The organism is Stenotrophomonas sp. 78350_Sma, assembly GCF_056482105.1.
On record NZ_CM151182.1, the window covers coordinates 4,530,830 to 4,555,459 of the forward strand.

Annotated in this window: 23 protein-coding genes; 12 read left to right on the forward strand and 11 right to left on the reverse strand. The window is 68.3% G+C overall.

Annotated features, from left to right (window positions below):
- The first annotated feature begins 79 nt into the window (after positions 1 to 79).
- The 8 genes from ACZK4H_RS20850 to ACZK4H_RS20885 all read left to right on the forward strand — a co-directional run bounded on the left by ACZK4H_RS20850 (position 80) and on the right by ACZK4H_RS20885 (position 8,471).
- Positions 80 to 901 carry a nucleotidyltransferase domain-containing protein gene (locus ACZK4H_RS20850; protein ID WP_099551695.1) on the forward strand — a complete coding sequence of 274 codons (822 nt, stop codon included), beginning with the start codon at positions 80 to 82 and terminating at the stop codon, positions 899 to 901.
- A gap of 164 nt (positions 902 to 1,065) precedes the next feature.
- Positions 1,066 to 1,596, forward strand: a complete 531-nt coding sequence (locus tag ACZK4H_RS20855) for a gamma carbonic anhydrase family protein (protein WP_099551696.1) — start codon at positions 1,066 to 1,068, stop codon at positions 1,594 to 1,596.
- Positions 1,597 to 1,721: 125 nt separating this feature from the next.
- A complete protein-coding gene (locus tag ACZK4H_RS20860; protein ID WP_099551697.1) occupies positions 1,722 to 2,411 on the forward strand; it encodes an RDD family protein in 690 nt (229 codons plus the stop codon).
- Positions 2,408 to 3,400 carry a stage II sporulation protein M gene (locus tag ACZK4H_RS20865; RefSeq protein WP_099551698.1) on the forward strand — a complete coding sequence of 331 codons (993 nt, stop codon included), beginning with the start codon at positions 2,408 to 2,410 and terminating at the stop codon, positions 3,398 to 3,400. The genes ACZK4H_RS20860 and ACZK4H_RS20865 overlap by 4 nt, the downstream gene beginning before the upstream one ends.
- Positions 3,390 to 5,012, forward strand: coding sequence for a DUF4129 domain-containing protein (locus ACZK4H_RS20870; protein WP_099551699.1), 1,623 nt, complete (start codon positions 3,390 to 3,392; stop codon positions 5,010 to 5,012). The genes ACZK4H_RS20865 and ACZK4H_RS20870 overlap by 11 nt, the downstream gene beginning before the upstream one ends.
- Positions 5,009 to 6,193, forward strand: coding sequence for a DUF4350 domain-containing protein (locus tag ACZK4H_RS20875; protein ID WP_099551700.1), 1,185 nt, complete (start codon positions 5,009 to 5,011; stop codon positions 6,191 to 6,193). Before ACZK4H_RS20870 ends, ACZK4H_RS20875 begins: the two co-directional genes overlap by 4 nt.
- Positions 6,190 to 7,176: an AAA family ATPase gene (locus ACZK4H_RS20880; RefSeq protein ID WP_099551701.1), complete on the forward strand. Its 987-nt coding sequence runs from the start codon at positions 6,190 to 6,192 to the stop codon at positions 7,174 to 7,176. The genes ACZK4H_RS20875 and ACZK4H_RS20880 overlap by 4 nt, the downstream gene beginning before the upstream one ends.
- On the forward strand, positions 7,173 to 8,471 hold the full coding sequence (locus tag ACZK4H_RS20885; protein ID WP_099551702.1) for a DUF58 domain-containing protein: 1,299 nt from the start codon (positions 7,173 to 7,175) through the stop codon (positions 8,469 to 8,471). The genes ACZK4H_RS20880 and ACZK4H_RS20885 overlap by 4 nt, the downstream gene beginning before the upstream one ends.
- Before the next feature lie 104 nt (positions 8,472 to 8,575).
- Here ACZK4H_RS20885 and ACZK4H_RS20890 read toward each other — a convergent pair whose 3' ends face one another.
- From ACZK4H_RS20890 to ACZK4H_RS20900, 3 genes are read right to left on the reverse strand one after another with little or no spacing between them, the layout of a single operon-like run.
- Complete coding sequence (locus ACZK4H_RS20890) at positions 8,576 to 9,223, reverse strand: hypothetical protein (RefSeq protein WP_099551703.1); 648 nt, start codon at positions 9,221 to 9,223, stop codon at positions 8,576 to 8,578.
- A complete protein-coding gene (locus ACZK4H_RS20895) occupies positions 9,223 to 10,401 on the reverse strand; it encodes a glutathionylspermidine synthase family protein (RefSeq protein WP_099551704.1) in 1,179 nt (392 codons plus the stop codon). Before ACZK4H_RS20895 ends, ACZK4H_RS20890 begins: the two co-directional genes overlap by 1 nt.
- Positions 10,402 to 10,408: 7 nt before the next feature.
- Complete coding sequence (locus ACZK4H_RS20900; RefSeq protein ID WP_014038869.1) at positions 10,409 to 10,981, reverse strand: DUF1190 domain-containing protein; 573 nt, start codon at positions 10,979 to 10,981, stop codon at positions 10,409 to 10,411.
- A gap of 484 nt (positions 10,982 to 11,465) precedes the next feature.
- On the opposite strand from ACZK4H_RS20900, the gene ilvD reads away from it, so the two are divergent.
- Positions 11,466 to 13,304, forward strand: coding sequence for a dihydroxy-acid dehydratase (gene ilvD, locus ACZK4H_RS20905; RefSeq protein ID WP_099551705.1), 1,839 nt, complete (start codon positions 11,466 to 11,468; stop codon positions 13,302 to 13,304).
- Between the two features lie 226 nt (positions 13,305 to 13,530).
- On the forward strand, positions 13,531 to 14,703 hold the full coding sequence (locus tag ACZK4H_RS20910; RefSeq protein ID WP_099551706.1) for a DUF418 domain-containing protein: 1,173 nt from the start codon (positions 13,531 to 13,533) through the stop codon (positions 14,701 to 14,703).
- Positions 14,704 to 14,770: 67 nt separating this feature from the next.
- Here ACZK4H_RS20910 and dinG read toward each other — a convergent pair whose 3' ends face one another.
- The 3 genes from dinG to aroE form a co-directional block, all read right to left on the reverse strand.
- Positions 14,771 to 16,873: an ATP-dependent DNA helicase DinG gene (dinG, locus tag ACZK4H_RS20915; protein ID WP_099551707.1), complete on the reverse strand. Its 2,103-nt coding sequence runs from the start codon at positions 16,871 to 16,873 to the stop codon at positions 14,771 to 14,773.
- A gap of 167 nt (positions 16,874 to 17,040) precedes the next feature.
- A complete protein-coding gene (locus ACZK4H_RS20920; RefSeq protein ID WP_043402795.1) occupies positions 17,041 to 17,394 on the reverse strand; it encodes a hypothetical protein in 354 nt (117 codons plus the stop codon).
- A 3-nt stretch (positions 17,395 to 17,397) separates the two neighbouring features.
- On the reverse strand, positions 17,398 to 18,243 hold the full coding sequence (gene aroE / locus ACZK4H_RS20925; RefSeq protein ID WP_099551708.1) for a shikimate dehydrogenase: 846 nt from the start codon (positions 18,241 to 18,243) through the stop codon (positions 17,398 to 17,400).
- A 48-nt stretch (positions 18,244 to 18,291) separates the two neighbouring features.
- On the opposite strand from aroE, the gene ACZK4H_RS20930 reads away from it, so the two are divergent.
- Positions 18,292 to 19,164, forward strand: a complete 873-nt coding sequence (locus ACZK4H_RS20930) for a TolB-like translocation protein (protein ID WP_099551709.1) — start codon at positions 18,292 to 18,294, stop codon at positions 19,162 to 19,164.
- A gap of 96 nt (positions 19,165 to 19,260) precedes the next feature.
- On the opposite strand, the gene ACZK4H_RS20935 is transcribed toward ACZK4H_RS20930, so the two are convergent.
- The 4 genes from ACZK4H_RS20935 to ACZK4H_RS20950 all read right to left on the reverse strand — a co-directional run bounded on the left by ACZK4H_RS20935 (position 19,261) and on the right by ACZK4H_RS20950 (position 21,860).
- The gene (locus ACZK4H_RS20935; protein WP_099551710.1) at positions 19,261 to 19,530 is read right to left on the reverse strand and encodes an SHOCT domain-containing protein; all 270 of its coding nucleotides are present in this window, start codon (positions 19,528 to 19,530) and stop codon (positions 19,261 to 19,263) included.
- A gap of 32 nt (positions 19,531 to 19,562) precedes the next feature.
- On the reverse strand, positions 19,563 to 20,552 hold the full coding sequence (gene hemB / locus ACZK4H_RS20940) for a porphobilinogen synthase (RefSeq protein ID WP_006400669.1): 990 nt from the start codon (positions 20,550 to 20,552) through the stop codon (positions 19,563 to 19,565).
- Between the two features lie 19 nt (positions 20,553 to 20,571).
- Positions 20,572 to 21,489: a bestrophin family protein gene (locus tag ACZK4H_RS20945; RefSeq protein ID WP_099551711.1), complete on the reverse strand. Its 918-nt coding sequence runs from the start codon at positions 21,487 to 21,489 to the stop codon at positions 20,572 to 20,574.
- Between the two features lie 122 nt (positions 21,490 to 21,611).
- Positions 21,612 to 21,860 carry a hypothetical protein gene (locus ACZK4H_RS20950; RefSeq protein ID WP_005411548.1) on the reverse strand — a complete coding sequence of 83 codons (249 nt, stop codon included), beginning with the start codon at positions 21,858 to 21,860 and terminating at the stop codon, positions 21,612 to 21,614.
- Between the two features lie 184 nt (positions 21,861 to 22,044).
- On the opposite strand from ACZK4H_RS20950, the gene ACZK4H_RS20955 reads away from it, so the two are divergent.
- A complete protein-coding gene (locus ACZK4H_RS20955; RefSeq protein ID WP_099551712.1) occupies positions 22,045 to 22,503 on the forward strand; it encodes a hypothetical protein in 459 nt (152 codons plus the stop codon).
- Positions 22,504 to 22,725: 222 nt separating this feature from the next.
- On the opposite strand, the gene ACZK4H_RS20960 is transcribed toward ACZK4H_RS20955, so the two are convergent.
- Positions 22,726 to 24,525 carry a DUF885 domain-containing protein gene (locus tag ACZK4H_RS20960; RefSeq protein ID WP_099551713.1) on the reverse strand — a complete coding sequence of 600 codons (1,800 nt, stop codon included), beginning with the start codon at positions 24,523 to 24,525 and terminating at the stop codon, positions 22,726 to 22,728.
- Between the last annotated feature and the right edge of the window lie 105 nt (positions 24,526 to 24,630).

A 24,630-nucleotide genomic window follows, 5' to 3' on the forward strand; every position in this document is an offset into this window, starting at 1 on the left:
CCTGGCTTGGCCCGGCAGGCGCAGTGTGTTCGATCTGCGCTACATTCGAGAACGCTCGACATCAACGAATCACGACTGCATGGACGACATCCACCCGATCGCGCCGGACAAGCGCGCCGCCATTCTTTCCACCCTCGCCGACATCGAACAGCGCCACGATGTGCGTGTGCTGCTGGCCTGCGAATCCGGCAGCCGCGGCTGGGGTTTTTCCTCGCCGGACAGCGACTACGACGCGCGCTTCATCTACGTGCATCGCCAGCCGTGGTATCTCACCGTCAACGAGAGCACCGGCCCCGGTGAAGCACAGCGCGATGTGATCGAACTGCCGATCGACGATGAACTCGACGTCAGCGGCTGGGACCTGCGCAAAGCGCTGCGCCTGGTTTCAAAATCCAATCCGACACTGATCGAGTGGCTGCGCTCGCCGATCATCTACCAGCAGGATCACACCGCGGTGTCGCAGCTGTGGAAGGCAGCTGAGTCGTTCCATTCACCACTGGGCACGTGGTGGCACTACTTCAACATGGCGCGCTCGAACCATCGCGGCTACCTGCGTGGCGAAACGGTACGCACCAAGAAGTACCTGTACGTGCTGCGCCCACTGCTGGCCTGCCAGTGGATCGAACACGAGCAGACACCCCAGCCGATGGCCTTCGAGGATCTGCTGGACCGGCTGCTGCCACATGGCCCGGTGCGTGAAGCCATCGATGCCCTGCTGGTGGTGAAACGCGCCAGTGCCGAGGTCAGTGCCGGACCGCGCATCGCGGCGATCAGCGATTTCATCGATCGTGAGCTGGCCGCCCGCGTCGAGCAGGCCCCGCATCTGCCCGCTGGGCAGGGCGACAGCACCCGGCTGGACGCGCTGTTCCGGCAGATGCTGGCCGAGCACGCGCCGGCCTGAGCGGTTGCACCCGTTTCTGGTAGCTGCCGACCTTGGTCGGCACCGAGATCACCATCCACGCATGGCGTGGATCTACTGCGTATCCGCGCGGCCCCAGGGCGGTACCTCCCCCAGCGGACGCACGCGTATCATCGTCGCGAATGCCCTGATTTCCGGAGACACCGATGAACCCGCTGCGCCCCTTCCGCGACAAGATGCCCGTCCTCGGCGAGCGCGTGTACATCGACCCGGCCTGCACCGTCATCGGCGACGTGGACCTGGCCGACGACGTGTCGGTGTGGCCGGGCACGGTCATCCGCGGTGATGTCAATTACGTGCGCATCGGTGCGCGCACCAACGTGCAGGACGGCACCATCATCCATGTCAGCCACCACAGCCCGTACAACAAGGCCGGTTACCCGACCCTGATCGGCGAGGGCGTGACCGTCGGCCACGGCTGCATCATCCATGCCTGCACCATCGGCGATTACAGCCTGATCGGCATGGGCGCCTGCATCCTCGACGGTGCCCGCGTTGAACGCCACGGCTTCGTCGGTGCCGGCGCGGTGATCGGCCCCGGCAAGGTGGTGGGCGAAGGCGAGCTGTGGGTCGGCAACCCGGCCCGGCCGGCGCGGACGCTGAGCGACAAGGAGATCGAGTCGCTGCACTATTCGGCCGACCACTACGTGCGCCTGAAGGACGAGTACCGGGGCTGAGCAGCCAACGCCGCCACGCGGCTCTGCTAAAGTCTGGGCCCGACCAGGACCTGTCGAGACCCCCCCATGCCTGTGGTTGCCCGCCGAAGAGGACTCCGGCGCCCACAACGAAGGCCATCGCGCTGATGGCCGCACCGATGCTCGATACCTACCGTGAGGTGGTGACGCCGGAGGGCGTGCTGCTTCAATTGCCGGTAGCCGGGCCGCTGCCGCGGGCCATGGCGTGGCTGGTCGATCTTGGCGTGCGCATCGCGGTACTGGTGCTCATGGCAATCCCGCTGGCGGTGCTGGACGAATTCGGCTCCGGCCTCAACCTGGTGCTGATGTTCCTGGTCTACTGGGTCTACCCGATCGTGTGCGAGGCGCTGTGGGGCCGCACGCTGGGCAAGCGCGCGCTGGGCCTGCGCGTGCTGTCCCGCGATGGCGCGCCCGTGGGCTGGATGGCGGCGATCACCCGCAACCTGCTGCGTACGGTGGACATGCTGCCGTTTGGCTATGCACTGGGCCTGGTCAGCAGCCTGTTCGATCCGCACGGCCGCCGCCTCGGCGATCTGGTTGCCGGCACCGTGGTGGTACACGCGCCTGTACCGTACCTGCCGCCCCCCCCCACCATCGACAGCGTGCTGGCCCCACCGCAGCCGCTGCGGCTGGAGGAACAGGCCGCGCTGATGGCCTTCGCCGAGCGCGCCCCACGTCTGTCCGCGCCCCGCCAGCAGGAGTTGGCCGGCATTGCCGAACCCCTGACCGGCAGCCTGGGCCAGATCGGTGTGCTGCGCCTGTATGCAATGGCCAACTGGCTGCTGGGGCGGCGATGAAACAGGAACAGTTCGTCGCCCGCTACCACCAGGAATGGGAGGAGCTGGAACAGTGGCTGCTGCTGCGTGCCGGCGCCTCACGCCGCGCGCGCCGCAAGGCCAGCGGCCTGGCACTGGACGATACCGCCGTCCCGCAACGCTATCGACGCCTGTGCCAGCAGCTGGCGCTGGCCCGCGAGCGCGGCTACAGCCCGCAGCTGGTCCAGCGCCTGCAGCAGCTGATGCAGCAGGGCCACAGCGTGCTGTACCGCACACGGCCGACGCGCTGGCGCGCCGCGCTGGAATTCCTGGTGGCCGACTTCCCGCTGCTCGTGCGCAGCCAGGCACGCAGCATGTGGGTAGCGCTGGCGATGTTCGCGCTGCCGGCGATCGCCTGCTTCGTGCTTGCACAGGTCCATCCGGACCTGATCCACACGCTGATGGACAACCGCCAGATCGCCGCGATGGAGCGCATGTACGACCCTGCTGCCGAACGACTGGGCCGCGACAGCGGCACCGACTGGATGATGTTCGGCCACTACATCCTCAACAACATCAGCATTGCCCTGCGCACCTTCGCCAGCGGCCTGCTGGCCGGGCTGGGCACGCTGCTGGTGCTGCTGTTCAACGGCGTAACCATCGGTGCGGTGGCCGGCCACCTGCAGCACATCGGGCACGGTGGACCGTTCTGGCGCTTCGTGGTCGGCCATGGCGCATTCGAGCTGACCGCGATCGTGATCGCCGGCGGTGCCGGCCTGCAGCTGGGCATGAAACTGCTGGCACCGGGCCGGCGCAGCCGCCTGGATGCGCTGGTCGACGGTGGCCGCATCGGTGCCCGGCTGTGCCTGGGCGTGGCGTTCATGCTGCTGGTCGCGGCCTTCATCGAAGCGTTCTGGTCGTCGATCGCCGAAGTCCCCGCATGGATCAAGTTCAGCGTCGCCGGAGTGCTCTGGGCCGGCGTGCTGCTGTGGCTGTGGCGTGGCGGGCGTGGAGACGGCCATGCGCATTGACCGCCTGGACGTGGTGCTGCGTGCACGCAGCGGCTGGGAAGCGATGGAGCTGGGCACTGCCCTCTCCCGCCGCCATGCGCGCGCAGTGTGGGGCAGCTGGCTGCTGGCCAGTGCCCCCTTGTTCGTGATCTTCAACGTGCTGGGAGGGTGGCTGGATGCCTTCGGCTGGGCCTGGCTGGCGATGTGGTGGTGCAAGCCGCTGTTCGAGCGTGCGCCGCTGTATGTGCTGTCGCGCGGCATCTTCGGCGAACCGGTCAGCACGCTTTCGGCCCTGCGTGCGCAGCGCCACTGGGGCAACACCGGTTTCTGGGGCTACCTTGGCTGGCGTCGCTTCAGCGTGCTGCGCAGCCTGTGCCTGCCGGTGAACCTGCTGGAAGGCAACGCACCGGGCCAGCGCGGTCCACGCCGCCGTGCGGTGGCGGCCGGCGCCGCAGGTGCGGCGACAGTGCTGACCGTGACCTGCATGGCGTTCGAAGCGGTGCTGGTGTCCGGTGCCATCGGTGCAGTGTTCATGTTCATGCCGCTGGACCTGATGTCCGAATCCTGGCGCGCGGCGTGGGACATGATCGGCAAGGACACGCCCGCATGGGCACGCTTCGGTTTCAATCTGGCCTGCTGGCTGGCCTCGGCGCTGATCGGCCCGTTCTTCGTCGGTGCGGGCTTTGGCCTGTACTTGAACCGGCGTACGCAGATGGAAGCCTGGGACGTCGAGATCGCCCTGCGCCGCCTGCGCGATCGCCTGCTGCCGGCGGCATCGACGCTGGCCCTGCTGCTGTGCCTGGCATTGCCGCTGGCCTCCGCACCGGTGCACGCGCAGGACGCAGATGCCGAGCCCGAACGCGCAATGGGCAAACCCAGCGCCAGCGGCATTGCCGCCGAAGAGGACGACGAAGAACCGACCATCGACCCGGCCAACACGCCGGCCACCATCTTCGGTGGCACGCCGGTGGACACTGCCGGTTTCCGCCAGGCGGTGAATCGCGCCTACGAGGATCCGCTGCAGCGCCCGACCCGCCAGGTCACCCACTGGAAGCCGATCGAACAGGCCGAGGAAAAAAAGAAGGAAGACAAGCAGCTGCAGAGTGACAGCAGCGCCCGGGGCGAACGCAAGGCGCGCAAGGATGGCATCGCCTGGCTGGCACGGTTGGCCGAGTGGGGCTTGTGGGGCCTGCTCGGCGTCCTGCTGCTGGTGCTGCTGCTGACGGCGCGGATGTGGTTGCCCTGGCTGCGCGGCAGCGGCCGGCGCAAGGCCGATGCACCACCGCAGGTGATGGAGGAACAGGTGGAACTGCCCGTGGTGCTGCCGCCGGACGTGGCCACGCAGGCCGGCCTGCTCTGGGACCAGGGCCGACCCCGCCAGGCGCTGGCCCTGCTCTACCGTGCCAGCGTGGGTACCGTGGGGGAGCGCAGTGGCATCGCGCTGCCCCCCGGCGCCACCGAAGCACAGTGCCTGCGCGCATCGCGACGCATGCCTGACGCCACCGACCGTGACCTGTTCGCGCGCATCGTCCGCATGTGGCAGTACGCGGCCTACGGTGGCCGCCTGCCCAGCCGCAGCGATTTCGACGCACTGGCCGCAGCGCTGCGCCAGCAGTACGGGTGGCAGGCATGAGCCCGCGCCTGTTCTGGTCGTTGCTTCTGGGCGTGCTGGTTCTGTTCGGCGTGCCGCTGACCATCCTCTACCTGCGCACGCATGAGCGCGTGACCGAGACCATCCGGCTGCCGCCGCAGGGCGAAGCCGGCTACAACCCGCTGTACGTGCTTGGCCAGGCCCTGCGTGCCGACGGCATCGACGTGCATTCGCTGCCCCGGCTGGAACTGCAGCAGATGACGCTGGGGCCGCACGACACGGTGGTGCTGCTGCAGGACAGCAGCGAGCTGCCGCCGCCCGTCGCCAACGCCCTGCTGGATTGGGTCGAGGATGGCGGCCACCTGCTGGTACGCACACCGCCGCCGGCCGAGGACGATGCCGGCAGCACGCAGGGGCCGCTGCTGGACCGGCTGGGCGTGGACAGCCTGTTCCAGCGCAGCGACTGCCAACCCTTCCATGTCGACGATGATCCGGGCCACGTTGAATTCTGCGGTGGCCGCCGTTTCACCCTGGGCTTTGCGGCCAGTGCGCAGGCCGAGCGCCGTTGGGGCGGTGATCGCGATCTCGTGTTCGCACGCCTCCGCCATGGCCAGGGCAAGGTGAGCGTGCTGGCTGACATGGAGTTCATGCGCAGCGAGGTGGATTCACCGGCAGCGCGCCTGGCCTCGGCGGGCGGCAGGGCCAGCGATGGCCTGCACGATGCTTCGCACCGCGACCTGACCCGCCATCTGCTGGACCCGAACTACGGCAACGGTACGGTCTGGCTGATCTACGCCAGCCGTCCGCCATCGCTGTGGGCACGCGTCTTCTACCAGGGCTGGCCGCTGTGGGCGCCACTTCTGCTGGCCCTGCTGGGTTGGCTGTGGGGCCGCTCGCAGCGCTTCGGCAGCCTGCTGCCGTCACCGGTACTGGAACGCCGTTCGCTGCTGGAGCACGTGCGCGCCAGTGGTGAACTGCTGCTGCGTTTCGGCCACGGCGCGCGCCTGTACGAGGCCGTCCTCGCCCTGTTCCTGCACCGCCTGCGCCTGCGCGCACCGATTGCCGCCGCACTGGACGGTGCGCCACGCGATCAGGCCATCGCCGAGCTGCTGAAGTGGCCGCAGGGCCGCGTTGCCAGCGCGCTCACACCGCCTCCGCCGCACGATTCCTCCGCCCTGCGCGAGCGCATCCGCTTGCTGCTCCAGATGAGATCCCTGCTATGACCGAAGTCCCCGAGCTGCCGGCGGCCGCCGATGCCCGCCTGATCGAACGCGTCGATGCCATCCGCACCGCCGTCGGACATGCCTTCATCGGCCAGGCCGATGTGCTGGACCAGATTCTGGTGGCCCTGCTGGCAGGTGGCCACGTGCTGATCGAGGGCGTGCCGGGGCTGGGCAAGACCCTGCTGGTGCGCGCGCTGGCGCAGGCGATGGATCTGGACTATGGGCGCGTGCAGTTCACCCCCGACCTGATGCCCAGCGACGTCAGCGGCCACGCCGTGTACGACCCGAAGAGCGAGAGCTTCAAGATCCGTCGTGGCCCGGTGTTCACCAACCTGCTGCTGGCCGATGAGATCAACCGCGCGCCGGCCAAGACCCAGTCGGCGCTGCTGGAAGTGATGCAGGAAGGCCAGGTGACCATCGAAGGCAAGGCCTTCGCCCTGGCGCCACCGTTCATGGCGCTGGCCACGCAGAACCCGCTGGAACAGGAAGGTACCTACCCGCTGCCGGAAGCCCAGTTGGACCGCTTCCTGCTGAAAGTGCTGATCGACTACCCGCAGCTGGAGGACGAGAAGCGCATGGTGACCGCGATCACCAGCGGCCGCGCCGCCAGCGATTTCGACCTGAGCCAGGTACCGCGCGTGCTCGGCGCCGGCGAACTGCTGGCGCTGCAGCAGGCCACGGCGGCAATCACCGTCGATGACGAAGTGATTGACTACGCGGTACGCATCGTTGCCGCCACCCGGCAGTGGCCGGGAATCGCGGTCGGCGCCGGTCCGCGCGGCAGCATCGCGCTGGTGCGTGCCGCGCGCGCGCAGGCGGTACTGGCCGGTCGTGATTTCGTCACTCCGGATGATGTGCGCGACATCGCCCGCCCGGCACTGCGCCACCGCATCGCGCTGGCCCCGGAACTGCAGATCGAGGGCCAGGACGCCGACGATGTGCTGGGCGCGCTGTTGGTCAAGGTGGAAGCGCCGCGCCGATGAGGCCGGCCCCGCTGCTGCTGGCGCTGCTGCTGGCCTGGGCCGCGCTGGGCGGCCTGGTGCTGGGCGACCTGCTGCCACGCTGGAGCTGGGCGCTGGCCGCGGTGGCCATCGCACTGCCTGCGCTGTTCGACCTGTGGCGGCAGACGCGGCGTCCATCGCCGCAGATCCAGCGCGAACTGCCCGAAGCACTGGCACTGGGCGTGCGCCGCGAGGCTGCACTGCGATTGCAGGCAGACGCAGCGATGACGGTGCAGGTGTTCGACCTGGTGCCCGGCGGATGGCCGCTGGAATCGCTGCCGCAGCGCGTGCGCCTGCAGCCCGGTAGCGCCTCCACACTTCACTATCACCTGCAGCCGCTCCAGCGTGGGCGCTTCCGCTTCGACGGCGTGCATCTGCGCATGCGCTCGCCATGGCGGCTGTGGTGGCAGCAACGCACCCTGCCCCCCGCGCTGGACGTGCGGGTCTATCCGAACTTCGTGCCGCTCACCCGCTTCGCCCTGTTCAGCGCCGACCAGGCCTCGCGCCTGGTGGGTGCGCACGTGAAGCGTCGCCGCGGTGAAGGCACCGACTTCCACCAGATGCGCGAATACCGCGTGGGCGACAGCCTGCGCCAGCTCGACTGGAAGGCCACCGCACGGGCGCGCAAGCTGGTCTCGCGCGAGTACCAGGACGAGAAGAACCAGCAGCTGCTGCTGATGCTCGACAGTGGGCGACGCATGCTGGCCAGCGAAGGCGGCCTCTCGCATTTCGACCACGCCTTGAACGCCTCACTGGTGGTGGCGTACCTGGCATTGCGCCAGGGCGATGCCGCCGGCCTGTTCGCTGCCGGTGGCGAGCGCCGCTGGGTGGCGCCGCAGCGTGGCATGGGTACGGTCGAGCACCTGCTGCGTGCCAGCTACGACCTGCAGCCGCGCGCGGTGGCCACCGATTACCTGGCCGCCGCCACCGAGGTGTCGCTGCGCCAGCGCCGACGCGCGCTGGTGATGCTGGTCAGCAACGTGCGCGACGAAGACATCGAGGATCTGCTGGCGGCAGTGCGCCTGCTGCAGAAACGCCACCTGGTGTGCGTGGCCAGCCTGCGCGAGCGCGAACTGGATGCTGTCCTCGATGATGAGGTGCAGTCGCTGGAGGACGCCGCCCAGGCTGGCGCTGCGGCGCTGTACCTGCAGCAGCGCGCGAAGGCGCACGAGGCACTGCGCAGCGAGAAGGTGATGGTGCTGGACGTGACCGCCGATGCGCTGCCTGCTGCGCTGGTGGAGCGCTATCTGGCAGTGAAGCGCGAAGGGCTGCTCTGATACCAGCGATCGCTCTGGTGGGTGCCAACCTTGGTTGGCACGAAACCCACAGCGCCGACCAAGGTCGGCACCTACCAACACCGGTTGCCGGCCAGCGGCCGGCACTACCCCTGCAACAACCGCCGCTGCAACCGCTCCACCGCACGCTGCAGCAGCACCCGGTTGCGGGCCAGCTTCATCCACTGCGGCAGGCGCGAGAACATGGATCGGTGATGGCCGCGGCTTTCCCGCAGTGTCGCGCTCGCGTACTCGTGCAGTGCCTGCAGATGCTCAGCGTTGTAGGCCCAGAGCAGGCCCGCGCGGGTCGGTTCAACCAGGCGCAGCGGCAATCCGAAGTGCGGATCGGCAGGCTCGGCATCACGCAACGGACGCACCGAGACCGAAACATCGGTACTACGATCACATTGCGCACATCGAGCAGCGAAGGACGCCGGTGCAGGGATGCCAGCGGGAACCCGGCGACGCACATGCAGCCACTGATGCCCACAGAATCCACAAGGTTGGCGGCCCAGCATGTAGACCGCGCCGACCCAGTCACCACTGTCCAACGCAGAACTGCAGCCGGTGCAGCGGAATCGCGCCGTCCACCGATAAGGTTTCCAGCTGGCGATCACCCAGCCGGGGGTGTCGCAGCGATGGCAACGCACAGCGACGCGGTCCGCGAAGGCCTGCAGGCTGCGCCCGTCATCGAAATGCCGGCCCGGCACGGGCGTGGGACGCCCATGCCGGCCAGGCCAACGCCGCACCGTCATCAGACGTAGATCCGCGTCGGCGCCTCATCAACGATCGCGTGCGGCACGAAGCGCGCACTGTCACGGGTAATCGCGCTGTCGTCCTCGCGGATGCCGATGCCGCAGGCGTGGTCACCGATCACCCAGCTGCCGATCAGCGGGTAGCCGCCTTCGAAGCGGGTGAGCGGATGCGCGCGCTGGATGATCGCCGGGCCATCGTAGGGACCGTCGCTGCGCTGGGTACTGCCATCGGCCAGGTGCATCTCGATGTTCGCGCCTTCGCGCGAGAACAGCGGCTTGCGCACCCAGCCCGACGCCAGCGTGCTGCCGTCATCGAAGTGCGCTTCCAGCAGGTTGGGATGGCCCACGTTGCGCTGCCACAGCAACGGCAGGATGCCCTTGTTGCTCAGCACCGCCTTCCAGGCCGGCTCCAGCAGCTGCACGCCCGAGCCGGGAAGCGCGCGACCGAATTCCTCGGCCATCAGGTCTTCCAGCGGGTACAGCTTGAACAACGTACCGATCACCGAATCATCCAGCGCGGTGAAGCGGCCGTCCTCGGACAACCCGATATCCTCGACGGCGATGGCCTGGCCATGCAGGCCGGCCTGCGAAGCGCAGTCGCGCAGGTAATCGACGGTGCCACGGTCTTCTTCGGAACTGCCCACCGCGCTGAAGTACAGCGGCGGCGGCAGCTGCGTGGCCAGTTCGCCGAAACGCTCGACCAGCGCTTCGTGGATGGCATTGAACTGGTCGGCATGCTGCGGCAGGCGACCGGCGTTGCGCTGGTCTTCCAGCCACTGCCACTGGAAGAAGCTGGCCTCGAACAGCGAGGTCGGCGTGTCGTAGTTCAGTTCGTACAGCTTGGCCGGACCGGTGCCGTCGTAGGCCAGGTCCAGGCGGCCGTAGAGGTGCGGCTGGCGCTGGCGCCAGCTGTCAGCGATCCAGTCGCGGTAGTGCGACGGAATCGCCAGCTGGTCCATCAAGCGTTCGCTGGCGATGACATCGCCGACCAGATCCAGCGCCATCTGGTGCAGCTCGGCGCTGGGGTCTTCGATGTCCTGTTCGATCTGGCGCAGGGTGAACGCGTAGTACGCGCTTTCATCCCAGTACGGCTGGCCGTCGATGGTGTGGAAGCGGAAACCCGCCTCTTCCGCGCGTGCCCGCCACTGGGCACGCTCGGCAATCCGGATGCGCTGCATGGGTCGATCAGCCGCCGTAGCTGCCGCTGGTGCTGCGGCGCGCGCTGGTGTTGCCGAAGCCACCACGGCTGGCGGTGACCGCACGGTTCGGTTCGCTGGTGACCGGGGCCAGGCCAGCCTTGCCGGCGCCGATGCCACTGGCGGTGTTCAGGCCACCGCTGCCGCCCGGTGCCGGGCGCGCCCAGCCGGCGCTCTTGTCCTGGTAAGCCGGCGACGCCGCCGGCGCCTGCGGGGCGAGGCCGCCGCGGTTGCTCAGCATCTGCGACATGAAGAAGCCCATCATCATCGGGCCGATGAACGAGGTACCGGCCGAGGTGTGCTGCTGCACGCACTGCTCCGGCTTGTAATCCTTCTCGCAGGCTTCCTTGCTGGCGTACTTCGGTGCCGCATCGGCGGCCTGCTTCTGCGCTTCGGCGAAGGCATTGCGGCACGACGACGGATCGCCGGTGGCCTCGGTGCAGGCCTCCACCGAGGTGTACAGGCCTTCCTGCACCTTCACCTCCGGCTCCTTCTGGCAGGCGGTGAACAGCAGCGGCGCAGCGCTCATCAGCAGCAGCGCGGTGGTGCGGGAACGTTTCATGGCCTCATGCCCTGTCGACGGATCAATGCCCCAATGATGCCAAATCCTGGCCAACAACCGGAATCGGCAAAGTCCGAAAGATGAACGGACTTTCATTTTCGTCGTTCCCCATCATCCACGCATGGCGTGGATTGCCGTGTCGACCAAGGTCGACACCTACCAAGAGCAACGCAGAGCGCCGGCCCCGACAGACCGCAGGAAACTGTCGAAGGCGGGGTGGGTTCGGTTGCGGGGGCGTGAGCGCCATGGATGGCGCGACCGAGGCTACATGGACGTACTTGCGCCGTCCCCCGCAGCCGGACCCACCCCGCCATCCCACGGATAGCCCAGCTGTTGCTGTTGAGGTTGCCGGCCAGCGGCCGGCACTACCCCGGGTGCAGGGCGCAGCCCTGCCGCTCTCTCCCCGGTGGTTGCAGCAGCAACCGAAAAAATTGGCCATGATCGGCTGACCCCCACGTCGTACGGCCCGCCCGTTCCGCCAGCCATGCCCGAATACCGTTCCCGCACCTCCACCGCCGGCCGCAACATGGCCGGCGCCCGCGCCCTGTGGCGTGCCACCGGCATGAAGGACGGCGACTTCCACAAGCCGATCATCGCCATCGCCAACTCCTTCACCCAGTTCGTGCCCGGCCACGTGCACCTGAAGGACCTCGGCCAGCTGGTCGCGCGCGAGATCGAGCAGGTCGGCGGCGTCGCCAAGGAATTCAACACCATCGCCGTGGACGATGGCATCGCGATGGGCCACGACGGCATGCTGTATTCGCTGCCCAGCCGCGAGATCATCGCCGACGCCGTGGAGTACATGGTCAACGCGCACTGCGCCGACGCGCTGGTGTGCATCAGCAACTGCGACAAGATCACCCCCGGCATGCTGATGGCCGCGCTGCGCCTGAACATACCGGTGGTGTTCGTTTCCGGCGGGCCGATGGAAGCGGGCAAGACCAAACTGTCCGAGCACAAGCTGGACCTGGTCGATGCGATGGTGGTGGCCGCCGATGACAGCGCCTCCGACGAGAAGGTGGCCGCGTTCGAGCGCAGTGCCTGCCCTACCTGCGGCTCCTGCTCGGGCATGTTCACCGCCAACTCGATGAACTGCCTGACCGAAGCACTGGGCCTGTCGCTGCCCGGCAACGGCACCACGCTGGCCACCCATGCCGACCGCGAAGCGCTGTTCCGCCGCGCCGGCCGCCTGATCGTCGAACTCTGCCACCGCTGGTATGGCGGCGAAGACCCGAGCGCGCTGCCGCGCGGCATCGCCACCCAGGCCGCGTTCGCCAATGCAATGACCCTGGATATCGCCATGGGCGGTTCCACCAACACCATCCTGCATCTGCTGGCCGCGGCGCAGGAAGCCGAGGTCGACTTCGACCTGACCCATATCGATGCGCTGTCGCGGCGCGTGCCGCAGCTGTGCAAGGTGGCGCCGAACACGCCGAAGTACCACATCGAGGACGTGCACCGCGCCGGCGGCGTGTTCGGCATCCTCGGTGAACTGGACCGCGCCGGCCTGCTCGAAACCAGGGTGCCGACCGTACACAGCGCCAGCCTGGCCGACGCGCTGGAACGCTGGGACGTGCTGCGCAGTGACAACGACACCCTGCATACCTTCTTCAAGGCCGGCCCGGCCGGCATCCCCACCCAGGAGGCCTTCAGCCAGGCCACGCGCTGGCCGACGCTGGACGTGGACCGCGCCGAGGGCTGCATCCGCTCACTGCAGCATGCGTACTCACTGGAAGGTGGCCTCGCCGTGCTGCGCGGCAATCTGGCCGTCGATGGCTGCGTGGTGAAGACCGCCGGCGTGGACGAGTCGATCCATGTGTTCGAAGGCCGCGCGCGCGTCTATGAAAGCCAGGACGCCGCCGTCGCCGGCATCCTCGCCGACGAGGTGCAGCCAGGCGAAGTGGTGGTGATCCGCTACGAAGGGCCGAAGGGCGGCCCCGGCATGCAGGAAATGCTGTACCCGACCAGCTACCTGAAATCGAAGGGGCTGGGCAAGCAGTGCGCGCTGCTCACCGACGGCCGCTTCTCCGGTGGCACCTCGGGCCTGTCGATCGGCCACGTCTCGCCGGAAGCGGCCAGCGGCGGTGTCATCGGCCTGGTGGAAGATGGCGATCGCATCCGCATCGACATTCCGGCCCGCCGCATCGATCTGCTGCTGGACGAGGCCGTGCTGGCCCAGCGCCGCGCCGACGCCGATGCGCGTGGCTGGAAGCCGCGCGCGCCGCGCCCGCGCAAGGTCACCAGCGCGTTGAAGGCCTACGCCCTGCTCGCCACCAGCGCCGACAAGGGCGCCGTGCGCAACACCGCCCTGCTGGGCGATTGATCGCCATACGGTAGTGCCGGCCGCTGGCCGGCAGCCTCATCGATGTGGGCCATCGCGGTGCAGGTGCCGGCCAGCGGCCGGCACTACCCCTGCAACAACCGCCACATCGCTCTGGTGGGTGCCAACCTTGGTTGGCACGGTACCCACAGCGCCGACCAAGGTCGGCATCTACCAACAACGGTTGCCGGCCAGCGGCCGGCACTACCGATCCGCTACGCTGCGCGGCATGACCCAACGTCCATCTCGCCAGCCCCTCATCGATGCCCTGCGTGGGTTCGCGCTGCTCGGCGTGTTCCTGGTCAACCTGCGCTTCTTCTCGCTCGACGCGCTGATGACCGAGGCCGCGCAGCAGGCACTGCCCAGCGCGGCGCTCGACCAGGCCATCCGCACCGGCATGGAATGGCTGGTGGACATGAAGGCAATCACGCTGTTCTCGCTGCTGTTCGGCATGGGCGTGGCGATGCAGATGGACGGCAATGCGCAGGGCAGCATGGCCGCGCACCTGCGGCGGATGGCGGTGCTGCTGGTGATCGGCCTGCTGCATTCGGTGCTGCTGTGGTGGGGTGACATCCTGCTGGTGTATGCCGTGGTCGGCCTGCTGCTGCCGCTGTTCCGGCACCTGGGTGATCGCGCCCTGCTGTTCAGCGGCCTGTTCATTGCCCTGTTGCTGCCTCCGCTGCTGGCGCCGTGGATACGCGAATGGGTGGCCCTGCTCACACCGCGCGCGCAGATGAACGCCGTAGCACTCGATGCGCTGGAGCACGGAAGCCTGGCGCAGGCGTGGTGGCACAACCTGCAGCTGGCGGCGTGGCTGAAGCTGAGCAACTGGGCGTTGTTGCTCTTCGTACTCGGTCGCTTCCTGCTGGGCTACTGGGCAGGCCGTCGCGGCCTGCTGCTGCAGCCGCAGGCACATCTGCCGCTGCTGCGTTCAATCGCTCTGGGCGGCCTGCTGCTGACGGCAGCGTTCCTGTGGATCGATGCCAATGCCGATGCACTGAAGCAGGCATGGCCAGCGCTGCGAGGGGGCGTGCCCGGCTACCTGCTGCGCGTGTCGTACCGCGTTGCGCCGCTGGCATTGGGCATCGCTGCGGCAGCGATCTTCGCCCTGCTCTATCTGCGCCCATGGGCCGGACGCGTGCTGCGCGTGTTCGTTCCGGCCGGGCGCATGGCACTGAGCAACTACCTGCTGCAAAGCGCGATCTGCGTACCGCTGTTTGCCGGCTTCGGGCTGGGCATCGGTCCGCTGCACGGGCTGTGGCCGGTGCTGCTGGTGGCTGCAGTAGTGTTCCCACTGCAACTGTGGGCGAGTGCATGGTGGCTGCGCGGCCATCGTTTCGGGCCGGTCGAATGGCTGTGGCGCAGCGCCAGCGAAGGACAATGGCTGCCGTTGCGGCGGTAGCCACCGGAGACGCAAGGGATCAGGTCGTTTGTGCCATTTGCGACTTAATCCCCTCCGTCCCCTTTTTTCAGCCGATCACGCGCTTGAACGGCGGCAACGCGTCGATGATGCGCTTGCCGTAGCGGCGGGTCAGCAGCCGCGAATCGAGGATGACCACGCGGCCGGTATCGGTGGAGGTGCGGATCAGGCGGCCGGCGAACTGGGTCAGCGTGCGCAGCGCATGCGGAATCGCGATCAGGTTGAAGGCATTCAGCCCACGACCCTCGAACCACTCGCTGAGGGTGGCGGTCTGCGGGTCGGTCGGCACCGCGAACGGCACCTGGGTGATCACCACCGTGGTGCAGGCCTCACCCGGCAGGTCGAGGCCCTCGCCGAACGAATTCAGCCCGAACAGCACCGAGCCCTCGCCCGCCGCCACGCGGCGCAGGTGCTCGTCGATCAACCGGGTCTTGGACATCTCGCCCTGCACCAGCACCTGCTTGCGGCGCGCGGCCGACATCAGCCCGGCCACCTTCTCCATCTTCCAGCGCGAGGTGAACAGCACCATCGAGCCTTTGGCCCAGTCCAGTTCGGTATCCAGGTAGCGCGCTACTTCGCGCGGGTGGCCTTCGCGGTCGTCCGGGGTGACCGGGAACTTCGGCACGATCAGCTCGGCCTGGTTGGGCAGGTCGAACGGCGAGGACAGCGAGACCATCTCGGCCTCTTCAGGGATGCCGTTGTCGATCGCCAGCGACTGGAAATCGCCGCCACCGGTCAGCGTCGCCGAGGTCATCACCACCGAGTCCACTTCATCCCACAGCAGCTTGCGCAGCACGTGCGCGGCCGACACCGGTGAGCCGTGCAGCACCAGGTCGCCGTCGCGGGTGGCGGTGACCCAGCGCGCCATCGGCGGCGCGCCGTCCTTGTCCTCGCGGCGCCAGGCCTGCCACAGGTTGTACTGCTGCTCGATCATCTCCAGCGCCATGCCCAGGTTGCGCTGCAGGCGCTCGCGCGCGGCATCGTCCGGCTTGCCCTTGGCCACCTGCGCGGTGGCGGCATGCGCCCAGTTGTAGAGGCTGCGGGTATCGTCGGCCAGTGCTTCGATCGGCTCGCGCCAGGCCTCGGGCAGTCGCCCGTTGGCGGCGCGCCACATCGGCTCTTCGTCCGCCGGCGCAGGCATCCACACGCGCTCGATGTGATCGCGGAACGCGCGCAGCTGCTTGGCCACGTTGCTGGCCACCTCGATCGCTTCGTTCGGCAGCAGGTTGCCGAGACGATCCTTGTCGACCGCGCGGTAGGCACCCGCGATCAGGATCTGCAGGCGTCCGGTGCGCTTGGCCATTTCATCCAGCGCCAGGCTTGCCGCGCCCTGGTCGATCGCCACGTTGCCGATGTGATGGCCTTCGTCCAGCACCAGCAGCATGTCCGACGGCGGTGCGATCAACGGCTGGCCGTTGTCGCTGTCGCCGATCGACAGTGCCGACAGCAGCAGCGCGTGGTTGGTGACCACGATCTGCGCATCGCGCACCGTGTTGCGTGAGCGCAGCACCGCGCACTGCGCCGAGTACGCACAGCGGCGGCCGGCACAACCCGAGGCCGGCGTGGTGATGCGGCTGCGCAGGCCGGGGCTGATGGTCTCCGGCGCGTTGTCGATGTCGCCATCCCAGGTACCGCCGGTGAAGGCATCGGTCAGGCGCTTGGCGATGTCCATCTCGATCGGCGCCAGCGGCCGATCAAACAGGGGCGCGTCATCCTCGAACATGCCGCCCTGCGAGCCCTCGCCCTGCGCCTCGGCGGCGTTGCGCGTGCACAGGTAGCGGGTACGACCCTTGGCCAGCGCCACGGTCGCTTCCAGGCCGGTGGCCTTGAGGAAGTTGGGAATATCGCGTTCGACCAGCTGCGACTGCAGCGCGACGGTGCCGGTGCTGATCACCAGCTTCTTCTTGCTGGCCAATGCGATCGGCACACCCGCGGTCAGGTAGCCCAGGCTCTTGCCGACGCCGGTGGGTGCCTCGACGACGCCGACACCCCCACTTTTCGACAGCGCGCGCGACACCACGCCGATCATCTGGCTCTGCGAGCGGCGGGTGGAGAAGCCGGGCGTATTGGCCTGCAGCGTCGTGTACGCCTTGCGGATCGCGTCCTTCAAGGGGTCATCGAGCGTGCGCGGAGCGGCGACGGTTTCGGTCACGCCGGGAATTACCGTAGCTGGATCAGGCCGGTCATTGTCGCATGGCTGGCCACGTTCACCGCCGCTGGCACCCTGAACGGGCCAGCGACGACGCCTGGCGGCGGTCACGGTCCGGTGGCCGGATCGCCCAAGGGCCAGATGCGCAGGGCATGGCCCGGCGCTGCCGCTCAGGCCGCCGGAATCGTACGGCTACGCAGCAGGCGTACCAGTGCCCACACCAGCAGCACCACGCCGATGGCCTCGACCATCGCCAGCGCGAAATGCAGCACGCCGAGGATGGCGCCCATGCCCGAGATGGCGCTGAAGTTGCCACTGCTGACCAGCCACATCGGCAGGACACCCGCCGCCAGGCCGCCCAGGCTGGACAGCAGCAACAGCACCAGGCCGACCAGGGCGCCGGTGCGGGTGGCATCGCGCGGTGCGCCGACCACCCAGACCAGGCCGATGCACAGCGCGATCAGCACCGGCAGGCGCACGCCGACCATGCTCAGCACGGTCACCATCAACGTTGTGCTGTCCATCGATCAATCCTCGCCGGCCAGCACGGCCGAGCCCTGGCGCAGCGACTGGTAGACCTCGTCGGTCTGCGGGCGCACACCGTGCCACTGCAGGAAGCTCTCGGCGGCCTGCTCGACCAGCATGCCCAGGCCGTCGACGGTATTGCGGCACTGCGCCGCACGGGCCCAGGCCAGGAAGGCGATGGCCGCCTCGCCGTAGTTCAGGTCGACGGCGGTGGTCATCGAGTTGACCAGCGACAGCGGCAGCTTGAACTCGACGTCACGGTCGCGGCCGGCCGAGGTGGCGTTGACGATCAGTTCGAAGTCACCCAGGTCGCGCAGGTCTTCCCAGTAGCGGCTGATCGCGCGGCCCGGTTCACCCATGGCGTCGATCAGTTCGTCGGCACGCTCCGGCGTGCGGTTGACCACCACCAGCTCGGTGATGCCGGCATCAAGCAGCGCCGGGGCGACACTGCGCGCCGAGCCACCGGCACCGATCATCAGCACGCGACGGCCGCGCAGGTCCAGGCCATGGCGATCGGTCAGGTCACGCACCAGGCCGATGCCATCGGTGGTGTCACCGTGCCAGCGGTCGCCCTTGCGCAGCAGCGTGTTGACCGACCCGGCGCGGCGCGCCCGTGCGGTCAGCGTGGTGCATACCGAGAAAGCGGTTTCCTTGTGCGGCAGGGTGACGTTGGCACCGACACCGCCCTCGGCAGCGAAGGCCTCCAGGCCGGCCAGGAACGCATCCGGGGCCAGGTCGATCGCGCGATAGTCGATGGCGATGCCTTCCTGGCGACCGAACGTCGCATGGATCTGCGGCGACTTCGAGTGGGCAACGGGGTGTCCGAAGACGGCGTAACGGTCGGTCATGGAATCCTCAAGCTGGCTAGACTGATGCTCTTTCGTGCACGGAACCGGATGATGCGCATCACCCTGCCCCTGCTGGTGCTTGCCGCCAGTCTACTCTCTGCCCCCGTGGCGATGGCGTTGAACGAGTACGGCATCGAAGGCATGGGCGTGGTCTCGACCCGTGCCGACGAGGGCCGCGCCACGATCAGCGCCGATGGCCAGCGCATCGTCTTCGCCCGCCGCGGCGAGGCCGGCTGGGGCCTGTGGGAGGCACGCGTGGTCGATGGCCGCTGGCAGCAGGCACAGGCGCTGCCGGTGGGCGTGGCTGGCGAGGCCCGCGATCCCTACTTCAGCCGTGACGGCCGCTGGCTGCTGTTCGCGGCCGGCCGCGAGGGCGCGCTGGCGCTGTACCGCGCCGCATTGGCCGTCGACGGCCAGCTGGGTCATGCGCAGGCGCTGTCCGGTGATGGCGGTCGCCGGGAAGAGCGCGGGCCGGCCCTGAGCGCGGACGGCCAACGGCTGTTGTTTGCCCGCCAGCAGGGCCGTGGCGCCGGCTGGGACCTGTTCGTGGCAACGCTGGATGCGCAGGGCCAGCGCGGACCGGCCACCGCACTGACCGCGTTGAACAGCGCCGGCGACGAGACCGACGGCGACTGGCTGGGCCATGACGGCGCCGTGGTGTTCAGCCGCGGCAACGGCACGACCGCACAGGTGTGGAGCAGCGGTTGTGCGTGGACCGGCGTGTCGCTGCAGCCATTGGGGCTGTCGTTCAACCAGACCAGCGGCTGGACCGGCGCGCCGGTGATCGACAACGCCAAGCCGGGCGAGATGATGGTGGCCAGCAGCGCGGCCAAGGCACCGCGTGCCGGTGGCGTGGATGTGTACCGGTTGGCGGTACCGAAGGTGGCGGCGGTGGCCGGGTGCGTGCAGGGCGCTCGGTAGATGCCAACCTTGGTGGCCTGTGTGAAAGCGCCAACCAAGGTTGGCGGCTACCAGTAGATCCACGCCATGCGTGGATGGAACGCCCGGAACGCGCGGTCAGCGCGACAACACCTTGGCGCGCAACTGCTCGTACTCCACTTCGCTCAGCTGGCCGTTGTCCTTGCGCTGGTTCAGCGCCGCCAGCTCGGCCTGCACGCTCTCCGGCAGGGCCTGCTCACGGGCCACGTGGCGGGCGGCCGAGAGCTGCTCCGGCGGGCGCTTGCCGGCCCGCCAGGCGGCGATGAAGACACCGACGATGATGGCGCCGAACACCAGCGTACCGATGCCCCAGATCAACCATTGCATCCATCCCAGTTCGGGTCCCATCGCGTAGTCCTCCGTCTATCGTGGCGCTATTGTCAGCGCTCGCGCAGCCATCGCGCCACCTGCGGCGCGAAATAGGTCAGCACGCCATCGGCACCGGCCCGCTTGAAGCCCAGCAGCGATTCCAGCACGCAGGCGCGCTCGTCCAGCCAGCCGTTGGCGAAGGCGGCCTTCATCATCGCGTACTCGCCGCTCACCTGATAGGCAAAGGTCGGCACGCCGAAGGTCTCCTTCACCCGGCGCACCAGATCCAGGTACGGCATGCCCGGCTTGACCATCACCATGTCGGCGCCCTCTTCCAGGTCCAGCGCGATCTCGCGCAGGGCCTCGTCGCCGTTGGCCGGATCCATCTGGTAGGTCTTCTTGTCGGCCTTGCCGAGGCTGGCCGCGCTGCCCACCGCGTCACGGAACGGGCCGTAGAACGCCGAGGCGTACTTGGCCGAGTACGCCATGATGCGCACGTTGATGTGGTTGTCGGCATCCAGCGCACGGCGGATCGCGCCGATGCGGCCGTCCATCATGTCCGACGGCGAGACGATGTCCACACCGGCCTCAGCGTGCGATACCGACTGCTTGACCAGCGCTTCGACAGTGATGTCGTTCAGTACATAGCCCTTGTCGTCGATGATGCCGTCCTGGCCGTGGGTGGTGTACGGGTCCAGCGCCACGTCGGTCATCACCCCCAGTTCCGGGAAGCGCGACTTCAGCGCGCGGATCGCACGCTGCGCCAGGCCATCTTCGGCCCACGCCGCCGACGCATCCAGCGACTTCAGCGACGGGTCGATCACCGGGAACAGGTCGATCACCGGAATGCCCAGCTCCAGCGCCTCTTCGGCCACCTTCAGCAGTTCTTCGATCGACAGCCGCTCCACGCCCGGCATCGACGGTACTGCGGTGCGGCCGGCCAGTTCGTGCACGAACACCGGGTAGATCAGGTCGTCGGTGGTCAGCGTGTTCTCGCGCATCAGGCGGCGTGAGAACTCGTCATGGCGCATGCGGCGCGGGCGGTAAAGCGGGTGGGACATGGCAGGCTCCGAGGAGTGGCTATTGCAACAGGTAACCCTGCGGCAGCAGGGGTTCGGGCAATGGGCGTTCGCCGAGCGCGTCGAGCTGGTCGATCTCGATCGTGCGCACCAGCGCGTCCAGCGGCAGGTCGTTCGGCTCCAGGCCGAACGGGTCTTCCATTTCTTCGCCCAGCTGGTCCAGGCCGAAGAAGGCATAGGCCAGCACCGCCGACAGCACCGGCGTGCCCCAGCCCAGCGAACTGGCCAGGCCGAACGGCAGCAGCACGCAGAACATCCACGCGCAGCGGTGCAGCAGCAGGGTGTAGGCGAACGGCAGCGGGGTGGTGAGGATGCGCTCACAGCCGGCCTGGATCGACGACATCGCGTGCAGGCGTTCTTCCAGCTGGGTGTAGAGGATCGGATCGAGGTCACCGGCGCGCAGGGCCTGCGCCAGTTCGGCCGCGATCATCGACAGCAGCGCGTCGGGTACGTTCTCGCGCTGACCGAGTTGTTCGCGCTGGCGCTTGTCCAGCCACGGCAGGGCCATCAGCGCCACGATGCGCCCGCGCAGGCGTCCGGCCAGGGCATGGGCGAACGCGGTGGTGAGGTAGGCGATGCGGCGGCGGCGGCCGGCGTCATCGGCCAGCAGCAGATTCACCTGGCGCGCCAGCGAGCGCGATTCGTAGACCAGCTGGCCCCACAGCTTGCGGCCTTCCCACCAACGCTCGTAGCAGGCGCTGTTGCGGAAGCTGAGGAAGATCGACAGCACCAGGCCCAGCAGGGTGAACGGCGTGACCGAAACGCGTTCGATGCCGGTGGGTGGCGCCAGTTCGACCACCGCGGCCACGGCGATGGACAGGATCAGGATGGCCAGCACCTTGGGCGCGATCGCTTTGACGATCGAACCACGCAGGATGTACAGCAGTTGCCAGCCGTGGGGACGGGGTCGGATGATCATGGGGCAGCCGCGCCGGGCGCGGATTCACAGGCACGCGGGGGGCTCGCGCAGCCATTCATTGTACGCCCCCGCCCGGCCGTCGGCCGTGTGCCTGCGACGCCCTGTCGCACCCGGGACCGGGCTCAGACCACGCCGCCGCCCAGGCCAAGACGCAGGATGCCGACCACCACCACGATGCCGTTCAGGACCAACCCGGCCCACGCCCGGCCACGCTTGCTCGGGTGGGTGAACAGGATGCCCAGCGCGGCGATCACCGCGCCGACCGCGGCGAACGGGATCAGGAACCAGTTGCCCCAGCCCAGCAGCGGAATCAACGCCAGGATCATCCACAACAGCGCCAATACGCCCCACAACAGACTGATCACACCCATGCCGCTCTCCCGCAGTTGGTTCCTGGCCCCACCATAATCGTTCCCATTGCTGCCGCCTACTGCCATTGGCGGGGTTGTCACCCGACCCGTGCTAGCGTGCAGTCGTGCGTGCCCTGGCCCGGGTGTTGGCGCCGATTCAGAGTGGCCCGCCGATCATCGCAACCAGTCCTGCAGGGGTAGTGCCATGAACATCCGTTGGGCCGCGTTGGCGGCCATGCTGCTGGTCGCCGCCGGCTGTGCCAGCACCTCCAAGGTGATGCTGGGCCGCGCCCGCGCACCGATCGACCCGGCGCTGGTGCAGATCTATTCGACGCCACCGGCCGGCTCCCAGGAAATCGCCCAGCTGGAATCGGCTTCCGCCGTCGGCTTCGGCACCCAGGGGCAGACCGATGCCGCGGTGGCACGCCTGAAGCGTGAAGCGGCGGCACTGGGCGCCAACGGCGTGGTGCTGATGGGCGTGGGCAGCAGCGGTTCGCCGGTAGGCATGTCGGTGGGCGCCGGCACCTTCGGCTCGCACGTTGGTGGCGGCGTCGGCATCGGGATTCCGACCACACAGAAGCGCGCCGCCGGCGTCGCCATCTGGGTGCCGAATCCGGCCCCCCCGGCGCGGTTGCCGACACAGGTGATCACCCCGCAGCGGTGACGCAGCTGCGTCACCGCGGGTAGTGCCGGCCGCTGGCCGGCAACCTCAGGAATCCCCTCTACGCCAGGGGAATGCCGGCCAGCGGCCGGCACTACCCCTGCAACAACCGACGCATCGCTCTGGCAGGTGCCAACCTTGGTTGGCACGAAACCCGCGGCGCCGACCAAGGTCGGCATCTACCAACGGCGATTGCCGGCCAGCGGCCGGCACTACCGGAGATGCTCAGCGCTTGTACTTCGGCACGAACACCTTGTTCACTGCGTCAGCCAGCTGGTCCGGCGGCAGCAGGCCCTGGTCGAGCAGGAAGTTGTTGAACGCCAGGCGGTCGAACTTCGCGCCCAGCGCCAGTTCGGTCTGCATGCGCAGTTCCAGGATGCGGGTATAGCCGTAGAAGTAGCTGCCGGCCTGACCCGGCATGCGCACCATGTAGCGGTCCAGTTCCTGGGTGGCCATCGCCTTGGACAGGCCGACCTGCTCCATCAGCACGCGCTCGCCGTTGGCACGGTCGGTCAGGCCGAGGTTGAGCATCGGGTCAAGCATCGCGCGCGCGGCGCGCAGCAGGCGGAACTGCAGGGCAATCATCTGCCCGTCCAGCGGCTCGTACGGCACCATCTCGGCTTCGGCGTACAACGCCCAGCCTTCCACGTTCACCGAATTGAACGCGAACATGGTGCGCGCCAGCGACACGCCGCGCTCGACCATTGCGGTGAACTGCAGCTCGTGGCCGGGGCGACCTTCATGCGCGCTCAGCGTCCATGCTGCCGCACCGAAGTTGAAGTCGTCGTACTGCGCGCCCGGGCCCGCGGCCGGGTTGCCCAGCGGCAGCACGAAGGTGCCCTGCTGCCCGGTGTTGTTGACCAGCGGTGCCGGCAGGAAGTGCGGGGCCGGGCTGGCCGCGCTCTCGGCGGCCGAGCCCAGGCGCATCTGCATGGCGCGCTTGGGCACGTCGACGATGGCGTGCTCGCGGATCAGCGGATCGATCGCATCGATCACCTTGCGGTAGTGGCCTTCCAGCTGATCGTCGGCGATCTTGTCGGCCTTCAGCGCGCGGATCACCGCCACCGGGTCGCTCGGATCAGCCACCTTCAGGCCCTTGTCCTTCACCACCAGCGGTGCCAGCTGCTGCATCGCCGAGCGGGTTTCCATGAACTCCAGCTGCGCACGCTGCATCAGCAGCTTCGGATCGATGTCGATGCCGACCTGCTTGAGCTGGTAGGCATACAGCGGCGCCGGCAGGCGTGCGTCGGCACGTGCCTTCGGCAGCACCTCCCTGCGGGTCCAGGCGGCGTAGTCCTTCATCTGCCCGGCCAAGGCCTTCATCGCCTCATCGGCGCCGGTGATCTGGTACTTCTTCAGCAGCGACTCGATGCCGGTGACGTAGGTCTCGACGTTGTCCAGCGACTGCTGCACTTCGATCTTCGTCGGCTGCAGCAGGCTGCTGTCCTTCAGTCGTTCCTCGTAACGCTGGCGCGCCAGCGTGGTGAAGGCGGTGCCGCCCGGCTGCAGGCCGGCATACGCCTTGAGGCGATCGAGCGCCTTGGCCCGGCGCTCGGCCGGCACCTGGTCGGACAGCAGCAGGTTGAGGCCGCTGAACACGGTCTGCGGTGCGTCGCTCCACGGCAGCAGGTACTTCTCGTTGAGCTCGCTGCCCTCGATGTTCTGGCTGGCGGCGTGGATCATGATCTCCAGGTCCTGGCGGACATTGGGATCCTTTTCGGCGGCCAGCTTCGCCTTCAGTTCGTCGCGGGCCTTGGCCATGGCAGCGCGGTAGCGCTTGCCGTTGTCCGGGCCGAGGTCGGCCACCTTGTCGTCATAGCCGGGCACGCCGAAGAAGCCGGTTTCCTCCGGCTGGAACGGGCCCTGCGCATCCAGCAGGATCTGCGCCAGCGCATTGCTGCGGGCGACCCAGGCCGGGCTGGCCGGGGTAGCGGCCTTGGTGGCGGGTGCCGCCAGCGCCGGCGGTGCGGACAGCAGCGGTGCGGCGGTCAGGGCCAGGGCAACGGCCAATGCAATCGGCTTCATGGGACACTCCAGCAAAGGGTTGCCCGCACCCTACGCGCTCACAGCGATGGCGACAATCGGCTGGAGGTCACGGCGACCGGGTTGTGCGGACGGGCTCCGCGGAAA